At 62.2% G+C, this 14,058-nt stretch carries 11 protein-coding genes; 7 read left to right on the top strand and 4 right to left on the bottom strand.

The annotated features are described in order from the left end of the window. Positions 1-309 precede the first annotated feature (309 nt). Positions 310-1,164, top strand: coding sequence for an alpha/beta fold hydrolase (locus HX875_RS31490; protein ID WP_177048828.1), 855 nt, complete (start codon positions 310-312; stop codon positions 1,162-1,164). Here the strand turns inward: HX875_RS31490 and HX875_RS31485 are convergent. The 3 genes from HX875_RS31485 to HX875_RS31475 form a co-directional block, all read right to left on the bottom strand. Further along, positions 1,145-2,662 carry an ArnT family glycosyltransferase gene (locus HX875_RS31485; RefSeq protein ID WP_177048826.1) on the bottom strand — a complete coding sequence of 506 codons (1,518 nt, stop codon included), beginning with the start codon at positions 2,660-2,662 and terminating at the stop codon, positions 1,145-1,147. The genes HX875_RS31490 and HX875_RS31485 overlap by 20 nt on opposite strands. A gap of 59 nt (positions 2,663-2,721) precedes the next feature. Next, a complete protein-coding gene (gene arnT, locus HX875_RS31480) occupies positions 2,722-4,377 on the bottom strand; it encodes a lipid IV(A) 4-amino-4-deoxy-L-arabinosyltransferase (RefSeq protein ID WP_177048824.1) in 1,656 nt (551 codons plus the stop codon). Positions 4,378-4,719: 342 nt separating this feature from the next. After that, a complete protein-coding gene (locus HX875_RS31475) occupies positions 4,720-5,403 on the bottom strand; it encodes a histidine phosphatase family protein (protein ID WP_177048822.1) in 684 nt (227 codons plus the stop codon). 346 nt (positions 5,404-5,749) lie between these two features. Here HX875_RS31475 and HX875_RS31470 point away from each other — a divergent pair, with 346 nt between their 5' ends. The 6 genes from HX875_RS31470 to HX875_RS31445 all read left to right on the top strand — a co-directional run bounded on the left by HX875_RS31470 (position 5,750) and on the right by HX875_RS31445 (position 13,020). Next, entirely contained in the window at positions 5,750-6,418 is a 669-nt protein-coding gene (locus tag HX875_RS31470; protein WP_177048820.1) for an ABC transporter ATP-binding protein, read from the top strand. A gap of 1 nt (position 6,419) precedes the next feature. Next, positions 6,420-8,894, top strand: a complete 2,475-nt coding sequence (locus HX875_RS31465; RefSeq protein WP_177048818.1) for an ABC transporter permease — start codon at positions 6,420-6,422, stop codon at positions 8,892-8,894. After that, the gene (locus HX875_RS31460) at positions 8,884-9,948 is read left to right on the top strand and encodes a lipocalin-like domain-containing protein (protein ID WP_177048816.1); all 1,065 of its coding nucleotides are present in this window, start codon (positions 8,884-8,886) and stop codon (positions 9,946-9,948) included. Before HX875_RS31465 ends, HX875_RS31460 begins: the two co-directional genes overlap by 11 nt. Before the next feature lie 142 nt (positions 9,949-10,090). Continuing rightward, a complete protein-coding gene (locus HX875_RS31455; protein WP_177048815.1) occupies positions 10,091-11,062 on the top strand; it encodes a hypothetical protein in 972 nt (323 codons plus the stop codon). Continuing rightward, on the top strand, positions 11,059-11,427 hold the full coding sequence (locus HX875_RS31450) for a hypothetical protein (protein ID WP_177048813.1): 369 nt from the start codon (positions 11,059-11,061) through the stop codon (positions 11,425-11,427). Before HX875_RS31455 ends, HX875_RS31450 begins: the two co-directional genes overlap by 4 nt. 123 nt (positions 11,428-11,550) lie before the next feature. Beyond that, complete coding sequence (locus HX875_RS31445; protein ID WP_177048812.1) at positions 11,551-13,020, top strand: PPC domain-containing protein; 1,470 nt, start codon at positions 11,551-11,553, stop codon at positions 13,018-13,020. 54 nt (positions 13,021-13,074) lie between these two features. Here HX875_RS31445 and HX875_RS31440 read toward each other — a convergent pair whose 3' ends face one another. After that, complete coding sequence (locus HX875_RS31440) at positions 13,075-13,752, bottom strand: sterol desaturase family protein (protein WP_177048811.1); 678 nt, start codon at positions 13,750-13,752, stop codon at positions 13,075-13,077. Between the last annotated feature and the right edge of the window lie 306 nt (positions 13,753-14,058).

Raw genomic sequence — 14,058 nt, 5'->3', positions numbered from 1 at the left:
CTTTTGATCTTGATCTTAGGCGCCCCGTTAAACCACGCTGGCCGAACGCAGGTAGTACGGAGCGGGTAAACCGGCAGGACGCCGGTTTAGCCGCGACGGGGCAGGGACGCCCCGTCGCGGCGGCCCGCGGAGTAATGCCGGAGTGCGGGCACACCGAGCCCTAGCGAGGTGCCGAGTGGTGGGGCAAGAGCGTTTTGCTTACTTTTGCGCTTTTCAAAAGTGAGCCGCTGTAAGAGCGGAACCCATAGCGGCCATAACCGAAGAAACGGATATGCCCCCAATCCCAGTCACCAAGGAATCTAACCCCCCATGACAACCCAGTTCGACGACCTGCCACTGATCCGTGGCCAACGCTTGGAAATCCGCCCCAACCGCCACCTGAGCCTCACCCACCACGTGGGCACTACCCAACCCGACACGGTGGTGTTCTTCTGCCACGGCGCCGGCGGCAACAAGGACCAATGGCGCCACCAATGGCAAGCCCTGAAAACCGAAGGCTACAGCCTGGTCGCCTGGGACCTGCTAGGCCACGGCGAAAGCGCGAAACCCCACAACGCGGATGCCTACGCCTGGCCGGAACTGGTCGCCGACTACCTGCAAATCCTCAACCGCTACGGCGGCCCCCGCAACCTGATCGTCGCCCACTCGTTCGGCACCGGCCTGACCCTGAGCACCCTGCTGGCCAAACCCGCGATCCCCATCGAAGCCGCATTACTGCTGGGCACCCAACTGAACCGCCCCGGCAAAAGCGGCGGCCTGATGCGCCTGCCCGCCTGGATCCTGGAATGGCTGCGCCCACTGCTGGCCAAAGGTTTCCGCCAGGCCGCATGGAACGCCAAGGCCGACCCCGCCCTGGTCGCCTACGAAGAAAAACTCACCGAACGTAACCCGCTCCACATGTTCAAGGCCCTGATGAAAAACGCCCAATGGCCAGACGCCAACGCACTGCTCACCCTGACCTTGCCGGTGAGCGTACAGGCCGGTGACAGTGACGGCCTGACACCCGCCAGCGGCGGCGAAGCATTGGCCCGGCATCTACCCAATGCCACGTTCCAGTTGCTGCCCGAATGCGGCCACCAACTGATGCTCGAAAAACCCGAAGACGTGCTGGCCGCTTTTCACCGACTCACCACCAAACCCACGGTCACGGCGCTGTCGGAATAAACGCCACGCTGCCACCGTCACGCTTGTGGAACAGCCGCTCGCCATTGTCCGGCCGGGTACTGATCACCTGATGATCGCTGCCCAGATACGCCAGCGGCGCCGGCTCGTCCTTGGTGTACTGCGCCACAATGATCGTGCGTTGCGGGTCGAAGTGCCGGCCGCTGGTTCTGTCCAGCCACGCCATGAACGCCGCACTGTCACCCTGGCGCGGGAAGTCCTGGGTTTCAGCCACGTAGTAGAACGGCGCCCCACCGTTTTGCAGGTACATCGGCACCTTGTTATCGACTTCCACCATCACCATCTGCCACTCATTCCACGGCGCGCTTTGCACCGCCTGGGCCTGCACGTCCTCGGCAAAACGGGTCACGCCGCCGTTGCCATTGGTCCACGGATATACCACCCCGAGCACCAGCAGCATCACCCCGGCGGCAATGCCGAACCCACGGAACCAACCCCGGCCGACCGTGCCTTTGCGGGCAATGCGCTCACTGACCCACCACGCCGCCAGCAACTGCGCGAACGGCACCAGCGGCAGCACGTAGTAGCTGCGCCGGCTGCCACTGGCGGTGAAGAACACAAACAGCAGGCCCAGGCCCCACACCAGCCAGCGCGTGTTGGGCGGGGTGTCGCGCCAGTGCCGCGCGGCGAGCCACAGGCCGAGGATCCAGCAGGGGGCCCAGGGCAAGGTGTAGGCCGGCAGGTAGATCAGGTAGGTGTAGATCGGCCCCATATGGTCGAACGGGTCGAAGAAGCGCACCACGTTTTCCCGGAACACCAGTTCCAGGCCGCTTTCACCGTAGGTGGGTGCGCCGTAGAGATGGGACAGTACAAACGGGATCCCGTAGAACGCCCCGGCGATGATCACCGCCAGCACCAGGCGCAGGTTGAGGTGGCGCTTGTAGCGTTGTTCACTGAGCAGGTGCGGCAACAGCACCAGCCCCGGCAGCACGAAGCCGATCAAGCCCTTGAACAGCGACGTCGCCGCCAGCAACAGGAAGAACACCGTGTAGCGCCCCAGCCGCGTATCGTCCGGCCCGCGCCAATACCACCAGACCGCCGCCAGCACGCCGCACACGGTCAGCACATCTGCCGTGGCCACCCGGGCCCAGAAGATGAAGTAGAAGGTGGTCGCGAGCATCCAGCCGGCAATCAGGCCGGTGCCCTTGCGGAACAGGCGCTCGCCGATCAGGTAGACCAGCCAGATGCTCAGCCACGCCGAGATGACTGACGACAGGCGCAACGACCACGGCCCCAGGCCGCCCATCAGGTTGGCAAAACCGGTGATCAGCCAGTACGACGGCAGGGGTTTGTCGTAGTACGGGGTGCCCTTGAGGTAGGGGTCGAAGTAGTCGCCGCTCTGCAGCATGTGCAGGGTGATGTTCGCCCAGCGGGTTTCCGGGCCCCACAGGTCGCGGGTGCCCAGGCCCAGCAACAGGATCACGGCGGACACACCCAGGAGCAGCAGCAGGGCGCCGCGTTCGGTTTTCCAGAAATTCATCAAGCAATTCCAATGTGGGATGAGTGTTGAATGGGTCACCCCACACTAGTGCTGTCGTGTTACGGCAATTGCGGGTAGATGATGATCTCCAGGTCACCTTTGTAATAACGCTTGCCCCCCAGCGGCAACTGCCCGGCTTCGCGCATTTCACTGGTGCTCCTGACCCGCATCAGCACGCCTACCGAACCTTGCTGGCGCGCCTGTTTGAGCCAGGTTTGAACGCTGTCCAGGCCGACCTTGCGGTGCATCGAGTCGGCGTATTGCAGGCCGTAGCGCAACTCGCCTTCGGTGTCGTAGAACGCCACCTCGGGCCGGCGCAGGCGCCATGACAGGGCTGAGGCAGAGCCCAGCTCGTTGCTCAACAGCGCGTGGGTCTGTTGCAGCTCGTCCAGGTGCTGGAGCACAAACTGGTCGGGCATCTCGTTATCTTCGATCATCGCCGGCATGCCCGCAGGCAACAGTGCCACCAGCAGGCCGATGCCCAGGGCCGGCATCGCCCACAGCGTCAGTGGGCGAAACGCTTGCAGCAGGTTGGCGAGCATCCAGCCCATCAGCACGATGAACGTCAGGGACAGGTTGAACATCTCGCTGTGGCTGTTGCCGTACAGCGGCCTGGCGATTTGCAGGTAGATCAGCGTGACCATCGCTGCCAGGCCGATGCCCAGGTTGAGCAGGCCATTGAAGCGCAGCGTGCGGGTGCGGGCATTCGCCAGCAGGTCGATCAATGCATGGCCCATCAGCAGCGCCAGCGGCAGCAGGCACGGCATGATGTAAGTCGGCAACTTGCCGTTGCTCAGGCTGAAAAAGCCCAGGGGCAGCAGCATCCACAGGGCAAGAAAGGCGATGGCGGGTTGGCGCTTTTCGTTCCAGGTCTTGCACAGGGTGGTCGGCAGCAGCGCCGCCCACGGCAGGCACGACACCACCATCATCGGCAGGTAAAACCACCAGGGCCGAGCATGCTGGGCGTTGTCGGAGGCAAACCGGCGGATGTGCTCATGCCAGAAGAAGAAGCGCCAGTAATCCGGTTCCTGCAGGTGGATGGTCAGCGCCCAGGGCAGGCACACCACGGCCGCCACCAGAATTGCCAGCGGGCCGTAGCGCAGCAGTTCACCCAGGCGACGCTGCCAGATCATGTACGGCAGGGCGATCAGTACCGGCAGCAACCACGCCAGGAACCCCTTGGTCATGAAGCCCATGCCGCAGGCCACTCCCAGCAACGTCCAACTGGCAAGGCGAGCGCGAGCTGTGGAGCTGTCGAGGGCAAACCACAGTGCCGCCAGGCTCAGGTTGACCCAAAAGGTGAATTGCGGGTCCAGGTTGGAGTAACCGGCTTGCCCGGCCACCAGGCCGAAGCTCATATAGAGCAGGGCGCAGGCAAAACTCTTGCGCGGGTCGTTCCACAACCGCCGGGCGATCAGGTAGGCCAGCATGACGCTCAGGCCAGTGGTCAGCACGGAGGCAATGCGTACGCCGAACAGGTTTTGACCAAACACCGCCTGGCCCAGCGCAATCAGCCAGTAGCCGGCGGCGGGTTTTTCAAAATAGCGCACGCCCATGAAGTGCGGTGCCACCCAGTTGCCGCTCATGATCATTTCCTGGCTGATCTGGGCGTAGCGGGTTTCGTCGGGAATCCACAGGCCGTGCAGGCCCAACGGCAACAAATAGAACATCACGAATGCCAGTAGCAATACGGGCAATGGTTTAAGGCGGGTCATGGCTATTGCACTCTCAAGCAGTATTGACGGTGTATCAGCGCGAGCGCTGGATCAGCCATGCGCGAGGGGTGGAGCGTGTTCGGGTAGAAGTACGGCACAGAACGTTATTCCTTAAACAGTCTGTTGGTGGGCGCGGAGTTGAATATCCATGCGCCCTAGTCAAGCTCGTTAAACGTGGAGCGTCCAATGAGTCATCGAAAGTCATGATCATACGGTGAGTATCTAAATGATTAGCAAGCTATGAATGGCGTCCAGGCAAGTTTGAATTAAAACTGCAAAATATCTCATCCCTTGGCTGTCTTTTTGCTGAACAAGTTTGAATGTTCAAATGTAAATAAGTGTTCAAAGTTGCTTTAGCACGGCCGCCCAGTCCTTGGGGTTCATAATACCCAGTGCCTTGAACTTTCCATTGGGCAGAACCTTTACGAACAGGGCACTGCCATATTCGGCATGGGCGGCGTGTTCGAAGCCCAGGGCTTCTTCGAAGTCGCTGATGCAGGCGCTGTGGGTGACGAGCAGCAAGTTGCGGTCCGGGAGTTTGTGGGGACGCAGTTCCTCGCCGATGGCGGGGCCGCAGATGGCCAGTGGGCCGGGTGACAATTCGGATTTACCGAACATGAACAGCGAGGTCTGCGCGGTGCGGGTGGTGGGGCTGCTCAGTACGTCGGTGTTTTCCATGCCCAGGGTCTGGAAGGCCTTGCCCGTGACGGTAGCGGCCACCGAGCCGATAACGGTCAGGCCGTCTGCCGGGCCGAGGCAGGGATGGGAGGAGCGGTCGCAACGTTCTTCATGACGTACCAGCACCACCAGGTCGCCGTTGCGCCAGGCTTCCAGGGCGCCGGAGGTGAGCAGGCGATGGCCCACGCCCAGGTCCAGGGGCGAGCGTGGCCACCAGATAAACGCCGTCACCGCCAGGCTGACCATCACGATACTGGCCACGCCAAGCCAAAGCTTGTTCAACTGCTTTAAAAAGGCCCAGCGCGAGCGCGACTTGCTCAGACTCAGGTCAACCACACTATTCACCATAGGTAACTTCCAGGCGTAATCCGGTAACTGGCAGTGGCAAGTTAGGCAAGGCGCCAAGTGACGAGCGCTTATGCGGGAATGTGCAAAAGCGTGTCACAGGCGCGCTGTCTTTTTGCTGAACATACCAATATAAAAAATTGTTCATTTGCATCAACAAGCGTTTGAAAATAACCAGCCCGTTATCTGTGCATGGGCGGCAATTTAAAGTTCGGCAGGTGGCGGCCGAGTGAAATCAATGTGAAAAATTTGCAGCGGGTCATAGGGCGCTCCTTTTGCCATGGTTGTGACATAAAAATGTGACAACCGTTATTCTCGGACTCAGTCCAGAAACCGGTAGGGAAGCGCGATGCTGCAGGTACGAGGGGTATTCAAGAGCTACGGCACGCCGCAAGGGCCGCTGGCCGTGCTGGCGGGTGTCGACCTTGACCTGGGCGCGCGTTGCAGCCTCGCGCTGATGGGCGAGTCCGGCAGTGGCAAAAGCACGCTGCTGCACCTGGTGGCCGGGCTCGACCAGGCCGACCGTGGCAGCATCCTGGTGGGCAATCAGCGCCTGGACCAGATGAGCGAAGCGCAACTGGCCCACTGGCGCCGTACCGAGATCGGCCTGGTGTTCCAGCAGTTCAACCTGATTGGCAGCCTGCGGGTGGAAGACAACCTGGCATTTCAGGCACGCCTGGCCGGACGCCTCGATCCGGCATGGCAGGCGCAATTGGTGGAGCGCCTGGGCCTGGGCGACTTGCTCAAGCGCTACCCCGAACAGCTGTCCGGCGGCCAGCAGCAACGGGTCGCGGTGGGCCGAGCCCTGGCATCGCGCCCGGGCCTGCTGCTGGCGGACGAACCCACCGGCAACCTCGACGAAGCCACCAGCGACGACGTGCTGCAATTGCTGCTGGACCTGCTGCGCGATAGCCCCACCAGCCTGTTGATGGTCACCCACAGCCCGCGTATCGCGGCGCGCCTGGACCAGCAGGTGGTGTTGCACCGTGGCCAGGTGCTTGCGGCGGACGCCCGCTGAAGTGCGCGTCTTCCATTGGACACTGCGCGCGCTGCTGAGCCATTGGCGTCGCCACCCGGTGCAGTTCTTCAGCGTGCTCACCGGCCTGTGGCTGGCCACCGCGCTGTTGACCGGTGTGCAAGCCCTCAATAGCCAGGCGCGGGACAGCTATGCCCGCGCCAGCCAACTGATCGGCGGCGAACCCCAGGCCAGCGTCAGCGCGCCGGACGGTGCCAGTTTCCCCCAGGCGCTGTTTGCCGAGTTACGCCGCGCCGGGTGGCCGGTGTCGCCGGTGGTGCAGGGCCGTGTGCTGCTCAAGGGGCATGAAGACCAGCGCCTGCAAGTGATGGGCATCGACCCGGTGTCGTTGCCCGGCGGTGGCGCGCTGGCCGGGCAGACCCTGGACCGGGCGCAGATGATCGCGTTCTTCAACCCGCCAGGCCGCACCTGGATCGCGCCGCAGACGGCGCAGGCGCTGGGCCTGAAAGAGGGCGACCAACCGCTGACGGCCAGCGAGCTGGCGCTGCCGCCACTGCATGTTCAAGCGGACATGGCCCCCGGCCTGTTGCTGACCGACATCGGCTTCGCCCAACCGCTGCTGGACATGCCCCAGCGCCTGTCGCGGTTGTTGCTGGACAAGGCCTTTGCCGCCGCGCATCCCGCCTTGCCGCCGGAACTGGGTGCGCAACTGCAGCTCAAGCAGGCTGAGGAAAACAACCTCGCGCGCCTCACGGAAAGCTTCCACCTGAACCTCGATGCACTGGGCTTTCTGTCCTTTGTGGTGGGGCTGTTTATCGTGCACGCCGCCATCGGCCTGGCCCTGGAGCAACGGCGCGGCCTGCTGCGAACCTTGCGTGCATGCGGGGTGAGTGCGCGGATGCTGATCCTCAGCCTGGCAGTCGAACTCGGTGGCATGGCCGTGCTCGGTGGCCTGGTGGGCGTGGCCAGCGGGTATCTGTTGGCCAGCCTGTTGCTGCCGGACGTGGCCGCCAGCTTGCGCGGCCTGTACGGCGCCGAAGTGCCCGGCCAACTGAGCCTCAGCCCGTGGTGGTGGCTCAGCGGCCTGGGCCTGGGTTTGCTCGGCGCCTTGCTCGCCGGGGCCAGCAGTTTATGGCGGGCGGCGCGCTTGCCGTTGCTGGCGCTGGCCAATGCCCAGGCCTGGCACCAAGCCCATGGGCGCTGGCTGCGACGCCAGGGTTGGGTGGCGGGCGCGGCTTTATCGATCGCGCTGCTGGCGCTGGCGTTCGGCGATAGCCTGGCCAGCGGTTTTGTCTTGATGGCCGCGTTGTTGCTCGGCGCTGCACTGGGTTTGCCGGTGGTGCTCAATGGCGTACTCAAGACGGTATTGGGGCGCAGCCGCTCGGTGCTGGGCCAATGGTTTCTCGCCGATTGCCGCCAGCAATTGCCGGCCCTGAGCCTGGCGTTGATGGCCTTGCTGCTGGCGTTGGCCGCCAATATCGGCGCGGGCTCGATGACCTCGGGCTTTCGCCAGACCTTCAACAATTGGCTGGAACAACGCCTGACCGCCGAGCTGTACCTGAACCCGCAAACCCCGGCCCAGGCCGAGCAGTTGCACACCTGGCTGGTGCAGCAACCGCTGGTGCAGACGGTGCTGCCGACCTGGCAGGTCGCGGTGCAGCTGCAAGGTTGGCCGGCGGACCTGTTCGGCGTGGTCGACGACGCCACCTATCGCCAGCATTGGCCGTTGCTGGAAGCGGTGGCGGATCCCTGGGACCAGTTGCTGCAAGACGACACCCTGATGCTCAGCGAACAAATGGCGCGCCGCCTCAAGGTGCGGCTGGGGGATGTGATCAGCATTCCCACGCCCCAGGGCCCCTGGTCGCCGAAGGTGGTGGGGATCTACGCCGACTACGGCAACCCCAAGGGCCATCTGCTGGTGAATTCACGGCACCTGTTGCAGCACTGGCCGGGATTGTCGCCGGCGCGTTTCAACTTGCGGGTATTGCCGGGCAACGTGCCGCTGCTTGTTCGGGAAGTGCAGAGGCAGTTTGCCCTGGAAGACAGCCGCATCGTCGACCAGCAGCAGCTCAAGGGCTGGTCGAGCCAGGTCTTCGAACGGACGTTCGCCGCCACCGCGGCCCTCAACAGCCTGACCCTGGGCGTGGCCGGCGTGGCGTTGTTCATCAGCCTGCTGACCCAGAGCCAAAGCCGGCTGGGGCAGTTGGCGCCGCTTTGGGCACTGGGGGTGACGCGACGCCAACTGATGCTGCTCAACCTCGGCCAAACCTGGCTGCTGGCGGTGCTGACCCTGGTGCTGGCGTTGCCGCTGGGCTTGCTGCTGGCCTGGTGCCTGGACGTGGTGATCAACGTCCAGGCCTTTGGCTGGCGCCTGCCGTTGCAGGTATTCCCGTGGCAACTGGCGCAACTGCTGGGCCTGGCGATGTTGGCCACCTTGCTGGCGTCGGCCTGGCCGTTGTGGCAGCTGTATCGCAGTCGCCCGGCGGATTTGCTGAGGACCTTTGCCAATGAAGATTAAGTACCTGCTGTGGGCGACGTGCCTGCTGCTGGGCGCCTGCGATAAACCGCCCGCGCCTGAAGAGAGCTTCGCCGGGCTGGGCAGCCAGGCTTCGGACTTCGCCCAGGTGGTGCCCGGCAAGGTCTTCAGCTTTCCCGAAGACCACGGCCCCCATGATGGCTATCGCATCGAATGGTGGTACCTCACCGCCAACCTCAAGGACGCCGAGGGCAATGCCTACGGCGTGCAATGGACACTGTTTCGCAACGCCCTCAAGGCCGGGCCGACGCAGCCGGGCTGGCACGACTCGACCATCTGGCTCGGCCACGCCGCCGTCACTTCGGCCACCCGCCATTACGCCACCGAACGCTACGCTCGCGGCGGCGTGGGGCAGGCGGGAGCCCAGGCGGTGCCGTTCAATGCGTGGATCGATGACTGGAATTTCGCCACCCGCCCCGGTGCCGCCAGCCCCCTGGCGGACATGCAACTGGCGGCGGCCGGCGAGCATTTCAACTACGACCTGCACCTGACCTCCAGCCGCCCGCTGGTGCTCCAGGGTGATAACGGCTACAGCCGCAAATCCGACCAGGGCCAGGCGTCGTACTACTACAGCCAGCCGTTTTTCCAGGCGGATGGCCGCGTGACCATCGATGGAAAAACCTACCAGGTTACAGGCACCGCCTGGCTCGACCGCGAATGGAGCAGCCAGCCCCTGACCGCCAGCCAGACCGGCTGGGACTGGTTCTCCCTGCACCTGGACAGCGGCGAGCAGTTGATGCTGTTTCGAGTGCGGCAGAAGGACGGGCCGTCATACCTGACGGGCACCTGGATCGACCAGCGAGGCCAAACCCAGACCTTGCACAACCAGGACATCCAACTGACACCGCTGGGCACCACCACGATTGATGGGCGCAGCATTCCTACCCAGTGGTCGTTGAAAATCCCGGGCAAGCACCTGGACATCACTACCCAGGCGCTTAATCCCAAAGCCTGGATGAACCTGAGCATTCCTTACTGGGAAGGGCCGGTGAAGTTCCAGGGTGGGGTGGGGTACCTGGAGATGACCGGGTACTGAGTTCGAGGTTTTTTGTAGGCATTAATTACCTGCCAGGTAGGTGATTTCCCAAATGTAATTTCAGCCGTCCCAGGCTTGTGTCCGGGCCGCGTTCGGCTGCTTATATTCCTGCGCCATATTCATTACATCAGGGATGTAAGTGATGGCGCAGGGATACATCAATGACCGCACCACGGACTACCTCAGTTTGAAATCCCGGTTGCTGACCGGGTCCAGCCGGCAACTCTCCGATCAATTCGATGCGCTGAACCTGCACTTGCGCCAGGCCCGCCTGGTGACGCCGGGGCAGATGGTGATCGTTCCCGACGACTACGGTGTGGCGTGTACCGCCGATGATGCCTGGTTGATGCGCCATGCCCAGGAGATTCGACGCAACCTGGAGCTGGATGCTTCGGCGGGGACGGCGGTGGTCAATAACTATGACTTGCTGCAGAGCTTTCTGGGTTACAGCTCCTTGGGTGTCGGCAGCGCGACGTCGGCGTGGGGGCGACACCTGGACGAGGTCCAGCACACGTTGGAGGAGGTTGAACGGTTGCATCAGCGACTGAAGAGCGGTGCTGTGAACAAGGAGACGTTTATCCAGCAGCGCCAGATGTTGTTTCGACGTCTGGATATTCAATTGCAAGGCGCTGCGCGATTTGGCACGAGCCTGAAAACCAACAAATCGCTGAAGAAAGTGCTGGGCATTTCCACCAAGAGTTACCTGCACAAGAGTGAAATCGTGGGCTATACGCAGCGGGTTCGCAGCATTGCCGAGACGTCGAGGTTTTTGGGCAAGGGGACGTATGTGGGGCTGGCGCTGGATGTGGGGGTGGCGGGGCTGGAGGTCAAGGAGGCGTGTATGGAGGGGAGGGAGGCGATGTGTAGGCGGGCGAAGTATGTGCAAGGTGGGAAGTTGGTGGGTGGAGTAGGTGGTGCTGCCGGTGGCGGGGCACTAGGTGCAAAGTTGGCGCGTGGTTTGTGTAAGGTCGTTTTGGGCATCGCTACTCGAGGGAAAGGGGAACTCGCTTGCGGGATTATTGGCGGTGCTGCAGGAGGGTATACCGGTGGAACCGTGGGGGGATCGCTTGGAGAAATGGCCGGTGACCTGATCTATGAGGGGGAAGAGGCATGAGTATGTCGTTACACGGGTTTACCGTGATTTTATTGGGAGTGTGGCCGTTTGTTTTTTTGGGACTGAAGCTATTCGTCGAGTACAAAAAACTGGACGAACTGGAACGCTACTTTAGCGATAACGTTTTGGTCCGTGACAACAAACGGTTTTGGCGCAGAAACCAACTGATCGACAGATACATGCGCCTGAGTCTGATTGTCGACTTCCTTTCGCTCCCCAAGCTGCATATCAGAAGGGGGGATGTGACGGCGGCAGAGCTGGCGTCTGTTCCCCTGTCTCTCAAGCGCTGGGTGCTTTGGCCGTATCGTTTTGGGATGGCTGGATTTGTAGGTGCTGGGCTCTGGTACGTCTGGATTAAAGGGTAGTCGCTGCAAAAGATTTTCCAATGTTACTGTACATATATACAGCTTTATCCTACATTCCATCCCAGGTGACCGGATGTCACCGGTCACCTGAGCTTCAATTTTTTAACTATGGATGGATAAAAAATGAAATCTAAAAAAGCCTTTGTATTGGGCGCGGCCATGATGGCTGCCAGCTTCGTTTCGGCCTTTGCCCTGGCCGAGCAATACCCTTCGCAGAGCAGCGTGCACCTGAGCGAAAAAAGCTTGAGTGCAGCGGTCAAGAGCGCCCTGAAATCCGGGGGCAAGGTGCAGGCCACAGCGTCTTCGGCGCAGGTGCTGGATAAACTCAAGGTCGCACAAACAGCCAAGCCCGTCGGTGTGTCCAGGCAGGTTGCCAGCGTCGCGAAGCCCTCTGAAAGCGTGCAGATTGCAGCGGTGTCACGGCTGGTAAAATCGGCCAAGGCGCCTGCTGCCCAGGCCGCGTTTGTGCCGCTGTGCGACAGCCTCGATATCAATGTCGGTTACAGCTATGACGGATTGCTGAGTGGCCAATCCCAGTGCTTCCACTTCAATGTGCCCGCCAAGGCCAAGGTGCAGATTTATCTTGCCGGCCAACAGCCGGGGACCGAAATGGCCCTGACACTGTTCCAGGACGACGGGCAGAACAACCTGACGGCACTGATCACGTCTGATAACCCGGGCAACAGCGACGAAGTCATCAGCGGCATGCTTGAAGCCGGGGACTACTACTGGTTCCTGGAGGCCAAGGTGGCTGACGGTTCGGCCTTCGACTTCGGCGCGATCGTCAACACCGCGATTGACGCCTACGAGCCCAATGACACCGCGGAAACGGCGTTCGCCTTGCCGGACCGCTTGAATTATCTGACGGGCAACCTCGACAGCCCGGATGACGTTGACTACTTCGATTTCGCCGCTGTACGCGGGCAGGGTGTCAGCCTGTTCCTCGGTGATGACGACAAGGGCGTGCGTAATCAGTGGATCTTCGAGTACTTCAACGGCAGTGCCTGGGTCAACATTCCGGGTGGCTCGACAGCGACCTTTCCCAGCCGCGCACCGGGCTTTGTCTACAAGGCGCGCGTGCGGGCCAACCCCGCTGAGGTGTGGGATGCCAAGTCCGAGTACACGCTGACGTTCGGTTCAAGTCCGCACCTGACGGACTCCGATGCGAGGGGCGGAACGGTGACCCGAATCCCGGTGGGCGTCGCCCCCCTGGCGACCCAGGCCGGTCGTCTCATGACCTGGAGAACCGAATGGAAAGACAGCACGGGTGCACCGTTGGTGGGGGTCACTTCACAGCTCAAGGTCGACAAGCGTTTTGTTCCGGGTCCGGACTTCAACTGGACGGTATTCTCGGCCGTCACCGATAGTGCCGGCAAAACATCGGGGAGCGCGGAGTTGGGCGGTTGTGTCGGTGACTACCGTGCCCAGTACTACGACAGCAGCACCGGTGTGAAGTACCTCTGGGACACCTGGTACAACGTCGGCGGCTGGCGCATCGACCTCAAGGAGTTGCCGAATGTCGGCGTCGGTGGCGATAACGTTCCCTACGTGAGCCTGGGGCATATCTGCAGCCAGGACATCATTGGCCGATAGGGGCGCATAAACACTTTTGCGACTGGTAGACGCCCCACTTAGGTGGGGCGTTTTTTATTGGGCTTTTTTTGATTCGGGCGTTTGCGGTTCCCAATGCAGGGTGCCGAACAGGTAGTCCATCAGCGGCAGGACGATATTGAAGTTGCGCCCCTGCATCAGTTCGCGACGGTGATGCAGGGCGTGCAGGTGGTGCATCTGGCGGATCCATGGCAGGCGGGCCACGGGGTGGTCGGGGTGCAGGTGTTCGCAGGCGTGGAAGAATTCATAGAGCAGGTAGCCGAGGATCATGCAGCCGGCGAACAGGCCGGCGACGTTGGGGTTGAGGTGTTTGAGCAGCCACCAGGCGGGCAGGGTGATGGCCAGGCTGTGGATCAGGATGAGCCAGGCGGGGAACAGGATGACGCGCCAGTCTCGGGGGCTGTCGTAGGTCATGTGGCCGGGGGTGAAGAAGCTGTGGTGGTCGCCGGTGTGGCGGGCGTAGAACAGGCGGGCGACGGGGTGTTTATGGTGGCCCAGGTGGCGGTGGACGAGGTAGATGCACAGGTTGAAGAAGACCAGGGTGAGGGGGATGGTCAGCCATTCCAGGGGTTGGATTTGTTGGGTGGTGGACCAGAACAGGGTGATGCAGAGGAGGCCGTAGCTGAACACGAAGCCGGCGTGGAGCCAGGGGTTGTAGTGGGGGGTGATGCTGGCGCGGTAGGCGGCGCGGAAGGCCTCGGTAGGGTGGGTCATTGGGGGCGCTCGGTGTTGTTTTTGTTGGGGGTGAGCTTAGTTGGGATTGGGGGTTTTGCCTGGTTTCGCTGGGGGGGGGGCTCTGGGTACATATCCGTTATTTAGGTAACGGCTGCCTATGGTTTCGCTCTTACAGCGAGTCACTTTGCAAAAGCGGCAAAGTAACCAAAACGCTCTGCCCCGCCTGTCGGCACCTCGCCTAGGCTCGGTGTTCCCGGCATTGCTCCGCGGGCCGCCGCGACGGGGCGTCCCTGCCCCGTCGCGGCTAAACCGGCGTCCTGCCGGTTTACCCGCTCCTCAATCCCT

Origin of the sequence: Pseudomonas yamanorum, assembly GCF_013386765.1 — a bacterium.
GTDB lineage: Bacteria > Pseudomonadota > Gammaproteobacteria > Pseudomonadales > Pseudomonadaceae > Aquipseudomonas > Aquipseudomonas yamanorum_A.
Note: the sequence above shows the minus strand (reverse complement) of the source record. Positions and strands in the feature narration are given on the sequence as shown.